This is a genomic window from Corynebacterium sp. MSK204 (assembly GCF_030229885.1).
Taxonomy (GTDB): domain Bacteria; phylum Actinomycetota; class Actinomycetes; order Mycobacteriales; family Mycobacteriaceae; genus Corynebacterium.
On record NZ_JASPGQ010000016.1, the window covers coordinates 19,014 to 37,458 of the forward strand.

At 58.7% G+C, this 18,445-nt stretch carries 15 protein-coding genes and 2 pseudogenes; 8 read left to right on the top strand and 9 right to left on the bottom strand.

Features of this window, described 5'->3' with window-relative positions; all coding sequences use genetic code 11:
• Positions 1-2 precede the first annotated feature (2 nt).
• The 4 genes from QP908_RS09980 to amaP are packed head-to-tail and all read left to right on the top strand — an operon-like array spanning position 3 to position 2,454.
• Positions 3-197, top strand: a complete 195-nt coding sequence (locus tag QP908_RS09980; RefSeq protein WP_239269116.1) for a hypothetical protein — start codon at positions 3-5, stop codon at positions 195-197.
• Positions 197-1,327, top strand: coding sequence for an Asp23/Gls24 family envelope stress response protein (locus QP908_RS09985; protein ID WP_239269117.1), 1,131 nt, complete (start codon positions 197-199; stop codon positions 1,325-1,327). The genes QP908_RS09980 and QP908_RS09985 overlap by 1 nt, the downstream gene beginning before the upstream one ends.
• Complete coding sequence (locus tag QP908_RS09990; protein WP_023025174.1) at positions 1,320-1,886, top strand: DUF6286 domain-containing protein; 567 nt, start codon at positions 1,320-1,322, stop codon at positions 1,884-1,886. The genes QP908_RS09985 and QP908_RS09990 overlap by 8 nt, the downstream gene beginning before the upstream one ends.
• Positions 1,879-2,454: an alkaline shock response membrane anchor protein AmaP gene (gene amaP / locus QP908_RS09995; RefSeq protein ID WP_239269118.1), complete on the top strand. Its 576-nt coding sequence runs from the start codon at positions 1,879-1,881 to the stop codon at positions 2,452-2,454. Before QP908_RS09990 ends, amaP begins: the two co-directional genes overlap by 8 nt.
• Here the strand turns inward: amaP and QP908_RS10000 are convergent.
• Positions 2,443-3,141, bottom strand: a complete 699-nt coding sequence (locus QP908_RS10000) for a hypothetical protein (protein WP_239269119.1) — start codon at positions 3,139-3,141, stop codon at positions 2,443-2,445. The two genes, amaP and QP908_RS10000, sit on opposite strands and share 12 nt — an antisense overlap.
• 388 nt (positions 3,142-3,529) lie before the next feature.
• Between QP908_RS10000 and QP908_RS10005 the strand changes: the two are divergent.
• From QP908_RS10005 to QP908_RS10020, 4 genes and pseudogenes are all read left to right on the top strand, one after another.
• Positions 3,530-4,471 (top strand): annotated as a pseudogene (locus tag QP908_RS10005) (ABC transporter permease).
• On the top strand, positions 4,472-5,464 hold the full coding sequence (locus QP908_RS10010) for an ABC transporter permease (protein ID WP_023016732.1): 993 nt from the start codon (positions 4,472-4,474) through the stop codon (positions 5,462-5,464).
• A complete protein-coding gene (locus QP908_RS10015; RefSeq protein ID WP_239269120.1) occupies positions 5,461-7,344 on the top strand; it encodes an ABC transporter ATP-binding protein in 1,884 nt (627 codons plus the stop codon). The genes QP908_RS10010 and QP908_RS10015 overlap by 4 nt, the downstream gene beginning before the upstream one ends.
• 145 nt (positions 7,345-7,489) lie before the next feature.
• Positions 7,490-9,195, top strand: a pseudogene (locus QP908_RS10020) (ABC transporter family substrate-binding protein).
• A gap of 539 nt (positions 9,196-9,734) precedes the next feature.
• Here the strand turns inward: QP908_RS10020 and tuf are convergent.
• The 8 genes from tuf to QP908_RS10060 form a co-directional block, all read right to left on the bottom strand.
• Positions 9,735-10,925 (bottom strand): elongation factor Tu, encoded by a 1,191-nt coding sequence (tuf, locus tag QP908_RS10025; RefSeq protein WP_023025170.1) that lies wholly within the window; start codon positions 10,923-10,925, stop codon positions 9,735-9,737.
• Positions 10,926-11,315: 390 nt separating this feature from the next.
• The gene (gene fusA / locus QP908_RS10030) at positions 11,316-13,445 is read right to left on the bottom strand and encodes an elongation factor G (protein WP_237799365.1); all 2,130 of its coding nucleotides are present in this window, start codon (positions 13,443-13,445) and stop codon (positions 11,316-11,318) included.
• Positions 13,446-13,764: 319 nt separating this feature from the next.
• Positions 13,765-14,232, bottom strand: coding sequence for a 30S ribosomal protein S7 (gene rpsG, locus QP908_RS10035; RefSeq protein WP_023025169.1), 468 nt, complete (start codon positions 14,230-14,232; stop codon positions 13,765-13,767).
• A 6-nt stretch (positions 14,233-14,238) separates the two neighbouring features.
• Positions 14,239-14,610 (bottom strand): 30S ribosomal protein S12, encoded by a 372-nt coding sequence (gene rpsL, locus QP908_RS10040; RefSeq protein ID WP_005276879.1) that lies wholly within the window; start codon positions 14,608-14,610, stop codon positions 14,239-14,241.
• A gap of 263 nt (positions 14,611-14,873) precedes the next feature.
• Positions 14,874-15,425 carry a nucleoside/nucleotide kinase family protein gene (locus QP908_RS10045; protein WP_239269122.1) on the bottom strand — a complete coding sequence of 184 codons (552 nt, stop codon included), beginning with the start codon at positions 15,423-15,425 and terminating at the stop codon, positions 14,874-14,876.
• Between the two features lie 26 nt (positions 15,426-15,451).
• Positions 15,452-16,222 (bottom strand): energy-coupling factor transporter transmembrane component T family protein, encoded by a 771-nt coding sequence (locus tag QP908_RS10050; protein ID WP_284772180.1) that lies wholly within the window; start codon positions 16,220-16,222, stop codon positions 15,452-15,454.
• Positions 16,215-17,642, bottom strand: a complete 1,428-nt coding sequence (locus QP908_RS10055) for an ABC transporter ATP-binding protein (RefSeq protein ID WP_284772181.1) — start codon at positions 17,640-17,642, stop codon at positions 16,215-16,217. Before QP908_RS10055 ends, QP908_RS10050 begins: the two co-directional genes overlap by 8 nt.
• A 13-nt stretch (positions 17,643-17,655) precedes the next feature.
• Complete coding sequence (locus QP908_RS10060; RefSeq protein WP_239275505.1) at positions 17,656-18,270, bottom strand: ECF transporter S component; 615 nt, start codon at positions 18,268-18,270, stop codon at positions 17,656-17,658.
• Positions 18,271-18,445: the final 175 nt, after the last annotated feature.

The window sequence follows — 18,445 nt, forward strand, 5'->3', positions numbered from 1 at the left end:
ATATGAAAAATTACACCACATTGGGCATTGTTATCGGCCTGCTACTTGCCTTCTTTTTGTACTTAGGTTGGGGTTGGATGCTGCTGGCCGTGCTGCTTGCTGCCATCGGTGGCCTCTTGGGCTCCCACTTTGATGGCCGCATCGACCTCACCGCTGTGTGGAATGGCCTCATTGGCAAGGAGAAAGGCCAAGGCTAATGTCAGAAGGTTCCACTAAGGGCCACACGCGTTTCTCGCTGCGGACCATGGAACGAATCGTGACCGCCGCAATTGCTAGCGTGCCTGGCACAAAAGATTTAGATGCCAAGCTTGCTGGCATTGGCGGACGCGGTTATCCACGGGTTTCGGTACAGATGGATCCAGAGCGTGAAGTCGCTGCCGTGAGCGCGACCATCGCTGTGGTGTGGCCGTCTCCGGTTACCGCAGTCGCGGAAAGTACGCGTGCCGCCATTTCAGAGGCTATTGCTGCCCATACCGGCTATTCCACCACCCGCGTTAATGTCACCGTCGGTGAATCGGTTCCGGATACCCGGGTTACCGCAGAACAGCTTGCGCAGCGTCCTGCCGCTTCAGCTTTTACCCCGGAGGTCAGTCCTTCTACCGTGACCCAACCCGTTACTCAGGACTCGGTCGAAGTGCGAAGCATCGAGACTCCGGAAGAAGCAACGGTTCGCAACGTCGACACCCCGCAAGAGGCGGAAATCCGCGAAATTTCTTCTGGAAAGGAAGTTGCTGTTCGCGGAGTATCGACACCCTCTGGTGACACGCCAGTGCGCTCCGTCGATACGCCGCGAGAAGCATCGGTGCGCAGCATTTCCGCTGCTCTTCCAGACCACCAGCTGCTAGAAATTAGCGCTCCAGAAGATCACGAACCGCGTCGCATCGTCGAACCACGCCCAGAGCAGGTACGCAGCGTTCGCGCTCCGCGCCCTGGCAGGTTGCTTCCGAGCGGACAGGTACGCCCCTTTGTCAAAAAGGCAAAGGTCTCTGTTCCCCGTCCGCAGCCTTTGCGCAAAATCGAGATCGACAATTCAGAACAGAAAAAGCGCGTTCGCATTGCCCGCCCGGCTCCCCTGCGCAAGGTGCAGCCACCGCGCCCGCAGCCGCTGCGCAAGATCGAGATCGACAACTCCCGAAGCGAGCAACGCGTGCGGACCGTTAGGCCCGCGTCACTGCGCAAGGTTCAGACCCCGCGTCAGGAACCGCTAAAGCGCATTGAGGTATCGCCAGCTAGCCAGCGCCCGTTGCACGTCTATGCGCCACGACCTGAGCCGCTGCGTGCCATTTCCATTACCCCGTACCACGAGCAAGGAGGCAATAATGGCTGAAATGAATTTGCCTGAGCATTTCGGGCAGCGGCCCAAGGCGTCTCCTGCAGTGCGCACGTGGACCGTAATTCTGGGTTTCGTTCTGCTTGCCATTGGCATTGTGGGTGTCCGCGAAACCTGGCTTGTCGGAGCAGATGCCAATGCCCAATCGTGGGTTCAGCCGGTCCTTGATCTTATTGCCACCGAGCAATTAGAGACGTGGATGATCTGGGCTGGCGTGGCTTCCATCGTGGTTGGTCTCATCTTTGTATTCGCTGCGGTAAAGACCCGTCGCAATACCCACACCCAGGTCGCTTCCGAGTCCGCTTCCATGTGGATGCGGCCAGTCGATGTCGCGCGATTGAGCTCTGCTGCAGCACGCCGTGTTCCGGGAGTTGCTTCCGCGCAGACTTCGGCGGATACCAAGAGCGCGAAGGTCACCGTTAATGGCGATGAGCAAGACGCCGATTTGCCTGGGCGAGTGGAAAAGGCTGTCACCCGCGCTTTAGAGGTCCTTGCAGACCCACCCAAGGTCACCGTAGCCGTAGAGAAGATTCCGGAGATGGATAATCATGTCTAAAAAGCTTGCTACCTTTGACCGAATCCTCCTCGGCTTGCTTGGAATCATCCTCATCGCGCTAGGTGTATGGCCGATCCTCATTAACTTCAATGTGGAATTTGCTGAGTACTTGGCCGAGTGGGTAGACCACGATACGTGGCGCACTTTGGGCGATAATAATTGGTGGGTGTGGGTCTTGGCTGGCGCCTCTGCCCTGCTGCTCATCATTGGCTTGTGGCTCATCGTCGTGAACCTTCGTCACCGCCGCTTTAATAATGTGGAATCCGCAGCCTCCAATGAACAAGGAGCAATCTCTGCATCCATGAACGCCATCGCCACCGCGGTGGCCAAGGATCTGGACTCGCTCGATGGAGTGGAACGCGTAGACCGCTTGGTTGCATACGACCGCGCCCGCCCAACGCTGCAGTACACGGTGGTTGCTAACCCAGATACCCCGCTGGAGAGACTGACTGATGCTGTGGAGACCAATGAACGCGACTTCCGGGAGGCTTTCCCCGACGCTGACCTGGATACCAGTTATAAGCTGCACTTCACCAAGGTCAAACCTATGAAGGATTTAGCTGAATAAGGGGTTTGGGGTCTCTGCAATAAGGACCTCAACCACCCTGCCCAATCGCGCATAATCGCCGCCCTCGAGGAGTACTTCCAGCTCCTCGCCGGGGCGGCATTTTTCTATCCTTTTCCACGCATAATCGCGGGCCACCACCCGCCGATTCTCCTTATGAAAGAGATGCAATCCGTGGTCTAGAACTGCAATCGCGTCCTCCAAGCGGAGGACATAGACAAAGTCACCCAACTCGTAGCGGCTCAGGCCGCTAAGTTCCGGCAGCGGTTCATCCAGGCGCATGATGCTGGAGACGATCCCAAGCCGGTGTTCAAAGCCCTCAGTATCCGTAACCACAAAGGGCCGCCCGGGCCCCGTTGGCCTAATGGCGCTGTATTCCCACACCACCGGCTGAGCATTCGGGCGGCGCACAATGATGCGGGAGGTATCGGCGGTGATGCGGGAGGTGGGGGCATCGCTAAGCACGAGCCACACACCAGTGCCCACGCGGCCGCCCTCAAGGGGCAGTAGGGGCGGGTGGACCTCGGCCTGCCGTTCAAGTTCGGTCACCAAGTCCGCGTCGCTCACGCCCCAGCCGATGCCCCGGTTGGCCAATAAGGCAAAGAGCGTCGGCAGGCTCAGATCGGGCTGGCCCTCCCATGCGTTGCGCAGCGCCGCCAAGGTCGGGTCAATGCGAGTGGGATCTTCCATAAGGGTCTAGCCTACCGAGCCATTCCGCCCTATTACAGCCACGGGCAGCAGCCCGCCTTGGCTGATTGGTTACCCCCGTTTTCCCTTATTTTCAGGTAAGCGTTCCTTATAACTGTTGAACAATTCAGGTTTTTAAATCTGCAGCTGAATCCCATTTTTCTTTTTAAGACCCTAAGCGTCTACACTGAAAAAATACCTGTCGTTTGATTGGCGATGTACATCACGGGACTACATGAATTGTGCGCTCGCTTATATCTTATTAGATTGGTCACATACAACGACTCCATCGTTGGCTTCATATTTGTTCGCACTGTTTCCTGCTTAACCGCGCACGGAGAATTTCCCAATGACAAAGTAGTTGATCAAAAAGATCTTGGGCTGGTTACCCATGATCTTTTTAGCCACTAACTTGGCTTATTTCTTGGCGGCCTCGTTTTTGGACCCGCGTTCAAACTACACCGAGCGCCGTCCACCACTTTCAGATGAGGAAATCAATAACCTCCTCGAGCCTTATAACCTCAGCCCAGAAACCCCGCTCTTAGAGCGTTGGTGAACCCGGCTGACCAATATCCTCACGAGGTGGGACTGGGGACAATCTCCGGTCGGTGAGATGGTTAACGAAGAGATCAGCTACCGCATCTGGGTATCCGCACAGCTGCTGTTGCTGGCCACCATCCTCTCCATCGTCATCGGTGTGGCCGTTGGTGTGTACACCACCTCCCGCCAGTACAAGACCGGTGACCGCGTGTGGCAGGGAATTTCGATCATTGCGATGAACACCCACGTGGTTGTCGCCTCGATCGCCGTCGTCTGGGCCGCCCTGGAGATCAACGATTTGACCGGCAAGAAGATCTTCTACGTCGTCGGTTCCAAGTCCCTGGGGGTCGAGGGATTCTTCCCCAAGCTCCTGGACTCCGCGCAGCACCTCGTCTTGCCCACGATTTCCCTGGTGATCATCAGCTACGCCAGCTACCACATGACCCAGCGCACGCTGTTGCTCGATAACCTCGATGTGGATTATGTCCGCACCGCACGCGCAAAGGGGCTTACCCGCCAGCAGGCCATCCGCAAGCACGCGCTGCGCACCTCCATTATTCCGGTGGCAACGTCCGTCGCCTTCTCCGTGCCCGGCATTTTCACCGGTGCCGTGATGACGGAGCGTATCTTCGGCTGGAACGGTATGGGCCAGTACTTCATCCAGACCATCAGTAAGAACGACATCAATGGCGCGGTAGCCGTCGCGGCATTCGGTGCCGCGATGACGGCCGTGTCCGCCGTCCTGGCAGACCTCGTTGTTGTCGCCTTGGATCCACGAGTAAGGGTGAGCTAAATGACAAATCCCAAAGAACCAAAGATGTCCAAGAAACAGCCCCGTGGCGAGGTTTCTACGCGCACCGAGGTCGTCTCCGAGGATCCTTTAAGCAATGAGGAGGCCGAGCGCATGGCCACGCTGCCGGAGGTTCCCCGCGGTACTTCCCGGTACAAGCTGTACGTCCGCCGCTTCTTCCGCAACAAGCTGGCTACCGTCGGCGTTTTCATCTTGGGTTTTCTCATCTTCGCCGCCCTTTTTGGCAATTTCTTTGCCCAGTGGGACTACACGGAACCGGACTTCCTCGCCCTGTCTGAGCCACCGAGCTCCGAGCACTGGTTCGGTACCAACGATTCCGGTAATGACCTTTATGCCCAAACCATCCACGGTCTAGGCAGGTCCCTGACCATTGCCATCGTGGTGTCCTTTGCCACGTTGGTCATCTCCGCATTCATCGGCTGTGCCGCAGCCCTGTGGGGCGGAATCGCGGAAAAGGCCGTCCTCGCCGTTATCCACTTCCTGCTGTCCATCCCGACCTTCCTGCTCATCGCCCTCGTGGTGGCAGACTCCGGCGGTGACTGGAAGCTTTTGATGGTCGTCCTTATCGCCTTCGGCTGGATGTACCAGGCCCGTGTGATTTGGTCCTTGGCCCTTACCGTCCGCGAGCAGGACTATGTCCGCGCCGCAAGCTACATGGGCGTATCCAAGATGCGCACCATCATCCGCCACGTCATTCCCAATATTGGTTCGCTGCTTATCATCCAGTTCGTCTTCGGCGTTGTGGGCACCGTGGGCTCTGAGACCGCACTGTCCTTCTTGGGCTTGGGTGTAAAGCTTCCCGATGTCTCCCTCGGTACCTTGCTGCAGGGCGGCACCGCCTCCCTGCAATCCGCCCCATGGCAGTTCTACTTCCCCGCCGCTACCTTGACGCTGCTGACCGTCTCCATGGCATTTATTGGCGATGGTCTGCGCGACGCACTCGATCCCAACTCCAATTCCGGAGGTAAACTATGACTTCGCCTATCTTGTCCGTCAATGACTTACGCGTCAGCTTCCCCTCTGAAGCTGGAACCGTCTCTGCAGTGCGCGGTGTCAGCTTTGACCTGCACCCCGGCCGCACCCTGGGCATCGTCGGCGAATCCGGCTCCGGTAAGTCCGTAACCTCCATGTCCATCATGGGCCTGCTGCCGGAATACGCCAAGGTAGAAGGCTCCGTGAAATTCGATGGCCGCGAGCTCCTTGGGCTTTCTGATAAGGAAATGTCCGGTATCCGAGGCGATGGCATCGGCATGATCTTCCAGGATCCGCTCTCCGCGCTGACTCCAGTCTTCGATATTGGTTCGCAGCTGGTGGAGGCAATCCAGGCACACCAGGACATCGGCAAGAAAGAAGCCCTGAAGCAAGCCACCGAGCTCTTAGATCTGGTGGGCATCCCCGAGCCCCACCTGCGCCTGAAGTCCTTCCCGCACGAGTTTTCCGGCGGTATGCGCCAGCGCGTGGTCATCGCCATTGCGATTGCGAATAACCCGCGCGTACTCATTGCCGATGAGCCGACGACGGCCCTCGACGTCACCATCCAGGCCCAGATCCTGGACGTCATCCGGCTGGCCCAGCGCGAAACCGGCGCCGCCACCATCATGATCACCCACGATATGGGTGTGGTGGCAGAAACCGCCGATGACGTCATGGTCATGTACGCCGGCCAGCCGGTAGAACACGGCGATGTCGATACCATCTTCTCCAACCCGCGCATGCCCTATACCGTGGGCCTGCTTGGTTCCACCCCGCGCCCCGATGCCTCGGCCTCGGAGCCCCTCACCCCCATCGAGGGCAACCCGCCGGTCTTGGTGGATCTAAAGGATCGTTGCCAATTCGCCCCGCGCTGCCCCGTCGCGCAAGAGGCTTGCCTTTCCGGCGAGCCGGAGCTGATTCCGCTCAAGGACGAATCCACCTCCCACCGCAGCGCCTGCCTGCGCGCTCCGGAGATCCACGACCGCAAGATCGACGGTGAGCTGATGTTCAAGCCACCGCTGCTTTCCGATGACGTCTTGGCCGACGTTCCCCGCGAGGATCGCAAGACCACCCTCGCCGTAAATGACCTGCGCAAGCAGTTCCCGCTTACCAAGGGCGCGTTGATTAAGCGCAAGGTGGGCACCGTCAAGGCCGTGGACGGCATCACCTTCGATATCCGCGAAGGCGAGTGCCTGGCCATCGTCGGCGAGTCCGGCTGCGGTAAGACCACCACCCTGCTGGAGATCATGGACTTGGACCCAGAAAACGGTGCCGTGGTCCTCAATGGCAAGGACGCCAATGGCATGAGCGGCTCCGAGCGCCGCGAGGCCCGCAAAGACATCCAGATCGTCTTCCAAGACCCGATGAGCTCACTCAACCCCCGCCTGACCGTGCGCGAGGTCATCGCGGAACCGCTCAACTCGCTTGGCTACGACGGCGATGTCGATGCCCGCGTGAACGAACTCATGGGCCTAGTCGGCCTCGACTCTTCGCAGCTGGACCGCTTCCCTAGCCACTTCTCCGGCGGCCAACGCCAGCGCATCGGTCTGGCCCGCGCCCTGGCCACGCGCCCTTCGGTGCTCGTGCTCGATGAGCCCGTCTCCGCTTTGGACGTATCCATCCAGGCGGGCGTCATTAACCTGCTCGAGGACCTGAAGCGAAAGCTGGGCCTGTCCTATCTCTTCGTTGCCCACGACCTTTCCGTAGTGCGCCACCTTTCGGACCGCGTTGCGGTCATGTACAAGGGCAAGTTTGTTGAGTCCGGTTCAACGGATGAGATTTTCGATAACCCCCAAGACGACTACACCAAGAAGCTTCTGGATGCCATCCCGAATCCAGATCCCAAGGTTGCCCGCGCACGCAGGGAAAAATCCCGGGCCTAGCTCCCAGACCCCCGCACTCTTTCCATAAAGTGATTGCGGACACAAATATAAATATTGTAAAGTATTTCACATAGTTGCAGCAGATGGTCACCTAATCGGCCGTCTATGCCAACTTCGTCTTCATCTCACGCAAGGAGTAATCCCCATGAAAAAGTTCGGTCGCTTCCGCATAGCAACGGTTGCCACTCTCTCCGCCACGGCACTCGCACTCACCGCCTGCTCGGGCTCTGACGGTGGCAACGGCGACGGTTCCTCCAATAAGGCAGTTGGCGGTCTCGAGATCGACGTCAAGCCCACCGGTGACTACAACGAAAAAGAACGCGATGAGATTAAGGATGGCGGTGAGCTCACCCTCGCCCTCGGCGAGCTAACTGAGCAGCAAAACAACTTCCACGCCAACATGACCGTGGATACCGGCACCGTGTGGAGCTGGTACAACCCGCAGATGGCGCTTTATGACGGTGAGGGTCACTACACCCCAAACCCCGCGTACCTGGATTCGGTAGACGAGTCCACTGAGGGCGATAAGACCGTCGTAACCTACGACATCAATGATGACGCAACCTTCAACGATGGCACCCCCATTGACTGGACCGCTTTCGAGAACACCTGGCGCTTCAACAACGGCAAGGACATGGACGTCCAGGTCAACTCCACCGACGGTTACGAGCTCATCGAATCCGTGGAGAAGGGCGAGAATGACAAGGAAGCCGTGGTCACCTTCGAGGGTCCATACCCATGGTGGCAGGGACTTTTCAACGACATCCTGCACCCAGCAATCGATACCGCCGAGAAGTTTGACCAAGAGTACTTGGGCAAGCTCAACCCACAGTACGGCGCGGGCCCATTCAAGGTTGACAACGCCGACTTCCGCGGCGGCACCGTGTCCTTCGTACCTAACGAAAAGTGGTGGGCGATGAGCCGAAGCTGGACAAGGTCAGCTACCGCGTGATGGAGTCCCAGGCAACCATCAACGCTTTCCAGGCCGGCGAAATCGACGCGGCCGGTGTGGGAAGTAAGAATAACCTCACCATCGCCGCAGATATGGGCGATTCCATCGATGTCCGTGCAGCTACCCGCCCGGCCAGCGTCCTGTTCACCTTGAACTCCAAGGCCCCACAGCTGGCTGATAAGGATGTTCGCCACGCAGTATTTGCAGCCATCGACCGCGACCAGCTCGCAGAAATCCGCTACAACGGGCTTGGCTATGAAGAGGAAATGCCGGGATCCCTGACCCTCTACCCAACCCAGGAAGACTACAAGGACAACCTCTCTGAGGTTCTCGAGTACGACGTTGAAGAGGCAAAGAGCCTACTGGAAGACGCCGGCTACTCTGAGGGCGATGACGGCTACTACGCCAAGGACGGCGACAAGCTCTCCCTACGCTACGTGCTTATCGGCGATGACGAGGTCTCCAAGTCCACCGCTGCCGCCGTCCAAAAGATGCTGAAGGACGCGGGCATTGAGCTGAAGATTGAGGAGCGCCCAAGCTCTGACTTCTCCAAAATCACCAGCGAGCGCGACTTCGACCTCCTGCTCTCCGGCTTCGCTGCAAGTGACCCATTCGGCCCAGCATACTTCGGCCAGACTTACGCTAGCGACTCTACCCTCAACAAGTCCTCGACCGGTAGCGAGGAATTCGATAAGAAGATCGAGGAAATGCAGAAGCTGCCAACCCGCGAGGAGCAGATCGAGCGCATCAACGAGCTTGAGTCCGAGGCCTTCGCTGAGTACGGACTGCTTCCATACGCCAACGGTCCAGTGATGGTCGGCCAGAAGAAGGGCCTCGCCAACATGGGTGCCCTCGGCTTCGCCGTCATCCCTAAGGAAAACATCGGCTGGGAGAAGTAGTACCTACCTCCCTTAACGAGTAAAGGCCTTCCACCACCTGCTAGCAGGTGTGGGAGGCCTTCCTTCGTCTCTGAGTGTGTTTGGCCCCGGTATCCCAATCCAGGCCCAACTCAAAGGCAATAGCCTCGCTCCTCCGTGCGTGCGAGCGGGACAGCATCGCGCCGCCGGACCATTAGGCGTTAGCGCAGTCCGTACGCCAGCTTAAGGGCCCCACGACCCCGGAATACCCTTAGAACCATCCTTAAGCGCCTCCTGCCGAAGGGGGCCAGCCAAGCCGTTGGCCCAAGCGCCTAGGAACCTCTGAGATAGCCTCTACCCTGGCATAACCATATCGCTGCCTTCAGGCCTCCAACAGCGATCCTATGCCTCCGGCTGGCTCTACAGTTACCACGGAGTGCAGCAGACAGCCGCTAATGCACCGGCGGCCGGTGGACGAAGACCTTTCCAATTCAAGGCGTGTAGGAATCAAAAAAGTCCGCCACACCGGCATGCGGTGCAGCGGACTCTTAAAGCTCTACTGAGCGGTTACGAAGCCTCGATTAGTCAAGAACCTTGGTAACGCGGCCAGCGCCGACGGTGCGGGAGCCCTCGCGGATAGCGAAGCGCAGGCCCTCGTCCATAGCAACAGGCTGGATGAGCTCAACAGACATCTCAACGTTGTCGCCAGGCATAACCATCTCGGTGCCCTCAGGCAGGTTCACAACACCGGTAACGTCGGTGGTGCGGAAGTAGAACTGAGGACGGTAGTTGTTCATGAACGGGGTGTGGCGGCCGCCCTCGTCCTTCTTCAGGACGTAGACGGAACCCTCGAACTTGGTGTGAGGGGTGTAAGCGCCCGGCTTGATAACAACCTGGCCACGCTCAACGTCTTCGCGCTTGGTACCACGCAGAAGCAGACCACAGTTGTCGCCAGCCTCGGTGTAGTCCATCATCTTGCGGAACATCTCGATACCGGTAACGGTGGTGTTCTGGGACTTCTCCTGGATACCGATGATCTCAACGTCCTCGTTGACGTTCAGACGACCACGCTCAACACGGCCGGTAACAACGGTACCGCGGCCGGTAATGGTGAAGATGTCCTCGATAGGCATCAAGAACGGCTGATCGGTAGCGCGCTCCGGATCAGGGATGGAGTTGTCGCAGGCCTCCATCAGGTCAACGATGGACTGCACCCACTTCTCGTCACCCTCGAGTGCCTTCAGAGCGGAGATGTGAACGATAGGAGCTTCCTCATCGTAGTCCTGCTCTGCGAGCAGCTCGGAGATTTCCATCTCCACGAGCTCGATGATTTCCTCATCGTCAACCATGTCGCACTTGTTCAGTGCAACGAGGATGTAAGGAACGCCAACCTGGCGAGCAAGCAAAACGTGCTCGCGGGTCTGTGGCATCGGGCCATCGGTTGCAGCAACAACCAAGATAGCGCCGTCCATCTGAGCTGCGCCGGTAATCATGTTCTTGATGTAGTCGGCGTGGCCCGGGGCGTCAACGTGTGCGTAGTGACGCTTCGGGGTGGAGTACTCCACGTGGGAGATGTTAATGGTAATACCGCGCTCCTTCTCCTCAGGAGCCTTGTCGATCATGTCGAACGCGAATGCCTGGTTCTCCTCAGGGTACTGGTCAGCCAGAACCTTGGTGATCGCTGCGGTGGTGGTGGTCTTGCCGTGGTCGACGTGTCCGATGGTGCCGATGTTCACATGCGGCTTCGTACGCTCGAACTTCTCCTTTGCCACTGTATGTCCTCCTGGACTATATGGTGGCTACGACCTTCGCAGCCACGTGGTTGACAGTTGTCATTGGCACCTGACCCAATATCTGGGACAAAGCGCTAATGACGCTTTCTTTACGTGCCAGTTACACGATCCTAGATTTATCCCGCGGTTTTTTCAAACCGCCATTATAGGAGGTAACCCCGCGAATCTTCGCGGCCATTTCCCTCAACAAGAGTCTCAAATAAAGGATCCTGGGAGGGTAACGGCCGGCTCAATTCACAACCAATGGTTTTAGCTGCAAACTCAGCCCGCCGCTACCCTGGCCCAGTTGCCACATTTAGCGGTGAGGCTGGCATCTACTGGCAGAGACTACCAGCCCTTAGCCACCGCTGAACGGGCGGGGCGTCGCTATTAGTTAGCGCCGCCGGTGCGCTCTTCGATGATCTCCTGAGCCACGGAGGAAGGAACCTCAGCGTAGGAGTCGAAGACCATGGTGAAGTTAGCGCGGCCTGCGGTGGAAGAACGCAGGTCACCGATGTAGCCGAACATTTCAGACAGCGGAACCTTGGCCTTGACAACCTTGGCACCAGAGCGGTCTTCCATGGCGAAGACCTGGCCACGACGGGAGGAGATGTCACCGTTAACGGTACCCATGTACTCCTCAGGGGTAACAACCTCAACGGCCATCATTGGCTCCAGCAGAACCGGCTTTGCCTTGGCCATAGCTTCCTTGAATACCTGGGAGCCAGCCAGCTTGAAGGCCATCTCGGAGGAGTCAACGTCGTGGTAAGCGCCGTCTTCCAGCGTTGCCTTGATGTTGACCATCGGGAAGCCAGCCAGGTAGCCGTACTGCATAGCGTCCTGGATACCAGCATCGACGGAAGGAATGTATTCCTTCGGCACGCGGCCACCGGTAACGGCGTTCTCGAAGGCGTAAGTTGCAGATTCGCCCTCTTCCAAGGTCTCTGGGTCCGGGTTGTACGGCTCGATGGTGCAGATGACCTTTGCGAACTGGCCGGAACCACCGGTCTGCTTCTTGTGGGTGTAGTCGATGGACTCCACCTTGCGGCGAATGGTCTCGCGGTAAGCAACCTGTGGGTTACCGATGTTCGCCTCGACCTTAAACTCGCGCTTCATGCGGTCAACAAGCACGTCGAGGTGGAGCTCGCCCATACCGCCGATGACGGTCTGGCCGGTTTCCTCATCCAGCTCAACGGTGAAGGTTGGATCCTCGGCAGCAAGCTTCTGGATGGCGTTACCCAGCTTCTCCTGGTCGGCCTTGGTCTTTGGCTCGATGGAGACCTTGATAACCGGATCCGGGAAGTCCATGGACTCAAGAATGATCTGGTCATTCTTGTCACACAGGGTGTCACCGGTGGTGGTTTCCTTCAGACCAACAACGGCGTAGATGTTGCCGGCGTCAGCCTGCTCCACCGGGTTCTCCTTGTTGGCGTGCATCTGGAAGAGCTTACCGATGCGCTCCTTCTTGCCCTTGGTGGAGTTCATGACCTCGGTACCAGGGGTGACCTGGCCGGAGTACACGCGCACGAAGTTGAGCTGACCGAAGAACGGGTGAGCTGCAATCTTGAAGGACAGTGCGGAGAAGGAAGACTCAACGGAAGGCTTACGGGTAAGCTGCTGGTCCTCATCGCCCACAGCGTGGCCGATAACCTCGCCCACGTCCAGCGGGTTAGGCAGGAAGTCCACAACAGCATCCAGCAGCGGCTGGACACCCTTGTTGCGGTAAGCGGTACCGCAGTAGACCGGGTAAATCTCGGAGTTGATGGTCAGCTTACGGATGCCGGCCTTCAGCTCGTCGATGGAGAGCTCTTCGCCGCCGAAGTACTTCTCCATGAGTTCTTCATCAGACTCTGCAACGGCCTCAACCAGCTGCTCGCGGTACTGCTCAGCCTTTTCCTTGAGGTCCTCAGGGATCTCCTCGTAGGTTGGCTCAGCGCCGGTCTCGACCTTGCCGCGCCAGGTGATGGCCTGCATGTTCAGCAGGTCAACAACGCCGTCGAAGTCATCCTCAGCGCCGATAGGCAGCTGCATAACGAGCGGCTTGGCACCCAGGCGCTCAACGATGGTGTCAACGGTGTAGTAGAAGTCTGCGCCCAGCTTGTCCATCTTGTTGACGAAACAGATACGCGGAACGTCGTACTTAGCGGCCTGGCGCCACACCTGCTCGGACTGTGGCTCCACACCTTCCTTACCGTCGAAGACGGCGACGGCGCCATCGAGGACACGCAGGGAGCGCTCAACCTCAACGGTGAAGTCAACGTGACCCGGGGTGTCAATGATGTTGATCTGGTTGTTGTTCCAGAAACAGGTCACGGCAGCCGAGGTAATGGTGATGCCGCGTTCCTTTTCCTGTGCCATCCAGTCAGTGGTGGATGCACCGTCGTGGGTCTCGCCCACCTTACGGTTAATACCGGTGTAGAAGAGAATACGCTCGGTGGTGGTCGTCTTACCAGCATCGATGTGGGCCATGATGCCAATGTTGCGGACCTTGTTCAGATCCTTGAGCACTTCTTGTGCCACGTTTATACCCCAACTTAATAGTCGTCGACGCCGTGACCAGAAACCTGGCTAAGACGCCTGCATGGATAAGTTCTTGAAAAGTTTGCCATTGAGTGGCCGTGCTAGGTGCCCAGCGGCTCCTAGACTTCCATCGCTTCAGTGTACTGGACACAAAGCGAATGCGCTGGACTAGGCCAGCTGTGCTGGACTAAATCACACCACGTGCCACCAAAATGGCCTAAGCAAGAGATATGAAGTTTTAATTCGCCGCCGGGAAACCCGGAAATCGGCGCGAAACTCGTTTCTCGTTGCTTAGGCCATTGATGAAGGTGCTTAAAAATTACCAGCGGTAGTGAGCAAAGGCGCGGTTAGCCTCAGCCATCTTGTGGGTATCCTCACGGCGCTTCACGGAAGCACCGAGGCCGTTTGAGGCATCCAGGATCTCGTTGGAGAGACGCTCGATCATGGAGTTCTCGCGACGCTGGCGGGTGAAGGTCACCATCCAGCGCAGTGCCAGGGTGTTGGCACGGTCTGGGCGGACCTCAACCGGCACCTGGTAGGTAGCGCCACCCACACGGCGGGAGCGAACCTCGAGGTCCGGGCGGATGTTGCCCAGGGCCTTTTCCAGGGTGCCAACCGGGTCGGTGCCGGTCTTCTCACGGCAAGCCTCAAGCGCGCCGTAGACGATGCGCTCTGCGGTGGACTTCTTGCCATCCTGGAGGATCTTGTTGACGAGCATGGTTACCTGCTCGGAGTTGTATACCGGGTCCTTTACTACAGGACGCTTCGGAGCAGCATTCTTACGCATTGTTTATTACTGTCCCTTCTTTGCGCCGTAACGGGAACGAGCCTGCTTACGGTCCTTGACGCCCTGGGCATCCAGGGAGCCGCGGATGATCTTGTAACGAACACCTGGAAGGTCCTTCACACGGCCGCCGCGAACGAGGACCATGGAGTGCTCCTGCAGGTTGTGGCCCTCACCTGGGATGTAGGCCGAAACCTCGATGCCGCTGGTAAGGCGCACACGAGCAACCTTACGAAGAGCGGAGTTCGGCTTCTTCGGGGTGGTGGTGTACACGCGGGTGCACACGCCACGACGCTGCGGAGAACCCTTCAGCGCAGCGGTAGAGACCTCTTTGCGCTTGGTCTGGCGGCCCTTGCGGACCAGCTGTTGAATAGTTGGCATTAAACAGTCTTTCTGTCGAATTGCACCACTTCTTAAGAAGGGAACCAAACATGCAAAAATAGGCGCTCTTTCCCGGGGCGCTTCCGCATGTCCAGAACTCTTCCCAAGGCGGGCGCCTTGTTAAGGATCAGACTTTTCACCATGTTCTTTGCGCGCCATATTCACACAGGGCGCGCAGTACATAGTGAACTAGCGCTAAGACTAGCAAAGCCAGCGCCATGAACACAAAACCGGTAGTCCATCCTGCCGGCGGCGCGGAGGGACTACTCCCACTCCCACGTCAGGTCTGGCTCTGCAGCCTTGTCAGAAAAGTAGGATTTTTCCTGTTCTTCCCAAGTGGCAAACCACTTTTCGTAGGCCGGCTCGCGCGCAATCGCGCGCTCATAGCGCTGCTCGCGGGGGCCATCGATGCGCACGGTTACTACTGCGCCGCGCTTTTTCGCGGCCGCAATGTTGTCAGCGGTGACGGAGCCAACGCCCTCGACGATGAGATCATCGCGCACATCGAGGCTGGCCCAGTCACCGGGGCAGTTGGCTTCCCAATCCCAGCGCCAATAGCCGGGATTCATGGTGCGCAAGACTTGCTCGCCCACCATCTCGGAGCCCTTTTCCAGGCCATGCCAGCCGGGATAGAATTCATCGAGGTGAACCACCCGCCAATTGGTACGATCTGCCAAGGCGGCGGAGGTCCAGGTTTTGCCGGAGCCCGAGGGACCATCGATAAGCACCGTGACGGGTTTAAACGCACGCTTTCGTGAGGCTGCTAGCTTAACGATGTCCTCCAAGAGGCGCTCTTGTTCGGCATCAATGTCCATAGTGCTTGAATCACTGCTTTCGCGGATTAAAGGCCAAAGAATCTCCAGGCCCCAGTAAGTACCGAAGTTACCACCGGTACACAAGCAAGGGCGAGGCCGCAGGCCATCACCCACCCATCGTGGGCCTGCAGCCTGGATTCTCGGGCCCAGGTCCGCTCCCCTCCTCCGGGTGGGGTGCGCCCGAAACCGCGTGCTTCCATCGCGGTCGCAAGCTTGCCGCCGCGGCGCAAAGCAATCACCAACAGACCAAAGGACATCGTAAGCAAGTGCTTTAAGCGCCCTTCATCCATGAGCCCGCGGGCCCTGCGCGCCATGCCGAGCGATTGCCAATCGGATTTCAGGAGCGTCATCATCCGCACGCCGGCCACAGCACCAATGACGAAGCGGGAGGGAAGGCGGAGGATCTGCGAGAGGGCATCGCCAAGCTCGGTGGGATCGATATCGCGTGCGAGCACCACCGTTGGTAGTGCGACCGCAAGCACACGCAGCGTGATCGCAATGGCCAAGGTGAGCGAATTTTCCGTCACCGTAATCAGCCACCAGCTGAAGTACTCCTCTCCCCCGGGCGCGCCATAGAGCAGCATGGAAATGCCCGATAGCGGGGCGATAAGGAATAAGAACCAACCGGCCTTCCACAAGCGCACCCAGGAGACGCCACATAACGGCGCCAAGATGAGTGTCAGGCTTAGCGATATCGCCGCCGATACCCAGTCGATGGAGGCAAGCAGCGGCGTAACCCAGACGAACATCAAGAAGATGCGGGTTAGCGGGTTGACGTTGCGCAAGAGATTAGGCACCGTGCACCTCCACCTGGTGGTCACCCAAGGCTTCTATAAACAGCGGGTCATGGGTAATGGAGGCAATGGTGGTGCCGTCATCGGCCAATTGGCGCAACAAGCCCACCAATTCCACGAAGGTGCCGGGATCCTGGCCAAAGGTCGGCTCGTCCAAGAGCAGCACCTCCGGCGCGGTCACCAGAGCCGTTGCTACCGAAAGCCGGCGCTTTTCGCCGCCGGATAGCGTAAACGGATTGGCCTTGAGCAAGTGCCCCAAGCGCAGCGATTCCAACAACTGGGCGATGCGTTCCTCTGGGGGATCAACGCGCATGACCTTGGGCGCGACCCGCAATTCCTCTTCCACGCTGCGGGAGACAAATTGGTGTTCCGGATTTTGGAAGACGAAACCAATGCGGTCCGCCAATTCGCGGGATTTCCACCGGGAAGGTGGGCCCTTCACGTCGCGGCGGATGAAGTCAGCGACCCCGATTTCCCCGGACTCGGCCGGAAGTAGCCCCGCCATAGTCATCAGCCACGTGGATTTTCCCACGCCATTGCGGCCGGTAATGACGGTCGACGCCCCCGCCGGCAGGGAGATGGACCGCGGTGGCCCATAGCGGGTTACCAAGTCCGTGCTCCACAGCGCCGCGTTGGACTCATCGAGGGCATCGCTTGCCAACGACCGCGCCTGCGGGAGGCCGGTGACCTGGCGCTTGCGGGCGGCATCGGCAAAGGGGGCATCGGAAATAATGCGCCCATCCTTCAGCTCTACCGCGCGGTCCAGCACGCTTTCCCACGCCGCATGCTGATGCTCGACCACCACCAAGGTGGCACCCGTGTGCTCTACCAGCTTGCCGACGGCCCGCACCACGTCCTGCGCCCCTTCCGGATCCAGGTTGGCGGTGGGCTCGTCCAATAGGACCACGCCCGCGCCCATGGCGATGACCCCGGCAAGCGCCAGGCGTTGCTTCTGCCCGCCGGAGAGGTGCTCGGTGGGAAAATCCAGGTCCACATATGGGCCAACCAACTCTTGGGCTTGGCGCACCCTGCGCCAGATCTCCTCGCGCGGATAAGCTAGGTTCTCGCAGCCGAAGGCGATATCATCGCCCACGCGCGCGGAGATAACCTGGGAATCCGGATCCTGCAGGACCAACCCCACCGGAATGGTCCGGCCCGGTTCTTCGACCGTGCCCGCAGAGTCCTCCAAGGTGATGGTGCCGGTTCGCGTACCTTCTTCATCAGAGCCCAAGACGCCGGCGATCGCCGCCAAAAGCGTGGACTTTCCGGAGCCGGAATCCCCGCACAGCAAGACCTTCTCACCGGGTTCGATGACAAGGTCTATGTCCTGCAGCGCCGGTTGGGAGCGCCCAGCGTGAGTCCAGCCGTAGCCGCGAGCCGATATTTTTGTGGCGTTTCCTGCTAAGCGTGAAAAATCAGTCACAGCGGTCTAAGCCCTAAGCGCGCTGTTCGCGGCCTACTGCAAAGCGGTCAAGGGCACCGGTCTTTGCCAATGCCTTCACCACATAGAAGCCCAGGGCGCCGGCCAAGATGGCACCGGAGATGGTCAGGGTGACCAAGTAGATAATATTGAACTCGAAGGACTTCGCGAGGTTACCGGAGGTAAACAGCTCCAGGACGAAAGCGCCCCAGCCTGCTGCCATACCGGCCAGGATGGTCACCCCAAGGTTGAACTGGCGGTACATGAAGATGGCGAAGATGATCTCCACACCGATACCCTGTGCCAGGCCCGAGTACAGGGTGCTAATGCCCCACTGCGAGCCCAAATCGGCTGACACCGTGGCGGCAAGGACCTCCACGTAGACTGCCGCACCCGGCTTGCGGATGACCAATCCACCCAGGATGCCGCCTAACAGCCAAATGCCCGTGGCCAAACCGCCAAGGCCCGGCGTAAGCGCATCCATGGCCTCATACCAGGCATAGCCCACGGCATTCCAGCCCAAGAATACGAAGCCACAGGCAACACCCAAGACGGATGCCACCACGATGTCCACCACGCGCCAATTCAAGTTGCGCTTTGGCGCTGCGGACGCAGCTGCATTAGTAGTCATTATTTCCTCCCTCTCGCCGGAATTACCCGGATCAGGTTCAACGGTTCACCGCGTTATATCGCAGTATCTCAGCCTTCATTTCTGTGCCGGGGCGACCTGTGCGTCCGCGGGCCCACAGATTCTGAAAGCTCCCGTGTAATGGTTTAAATCAAGTAGTCTAAGGCCCACATTTTAC

Coding starts and splice junctions, on each gene's coding strand:
- QP908_RS09980 (WP_239269116.1), top strand. CDS start 3: ATGAAAAATTACACCACATTGGGCATTGTTATCGGCCTGCTACTTGCC.
- QP908_RS09985 (WP_239269117.1), top strand. CDS start 197: ATGTCAGAAGGTTCCACTAAGGGCCACACGCGTTTCTCGCTGCGGACC.
- QP908_RS09990 (WP_023025174.1), top strand. CDS start 1,320: ATGGCTGAAATGAATTTGCCTGAGCATTTCGGGCAGCGGCCCAAGGCG.
- amaP (WP_239269118.1), top strand. CDS start 1,879: ATGTCTAAAAAGCTTGCTACCTTTGACCGAATCCTCCTCGGCTTGCTT.
- QP908_RS10000 (WP_239269119.1), bottom strand. CDS start 3,141: ATGGAAGATCCCACTCGCATTGACCCGACCTTGGCGGCGCTGCGCAAC.
- QP908_RS10010 (WP_023016732.1), top strand. CDS start 4,472: ATGACAAATCCCAAAGAACCAAAGATGTCCAAGAAACAGCCCCGTGGC.
- QP908_RS10015 (WP_239269120.1), top strand. CDS start 5,461: ATGACTTCGCCTATCTTGTCCGTCAATGACTTACGCGTCAGCTTCCCC.
- rpsG (WP_023025169.1), bottom strand. CDS start 14,232: ATGCGTAAGAATGCTGCTCCGAAGCGTCCTGTAGTAAAGGACCCGGTA.
- rpsL (WP_005276879.1), bottom strand. CDS start 14,610: ATGCCAACTATTCAACAGCTGGTCCGCAAGGGCCGCCAGACCAAGCGC.
- QP908_RS10045 (WP_239269122.1), bottom strand. CDS start 15,425: ATGGACATTGATGCCGAACAAGAGCGCCTCTTGGAGGACATCGTTAAG.
- QP908_RS10060 (WP_239275505.1), bottom strand. CDS start 18,270: ATGACTACTAATGCAGCTGCGTCCGCAGCGCCAAAGCGCAACTTGAAT.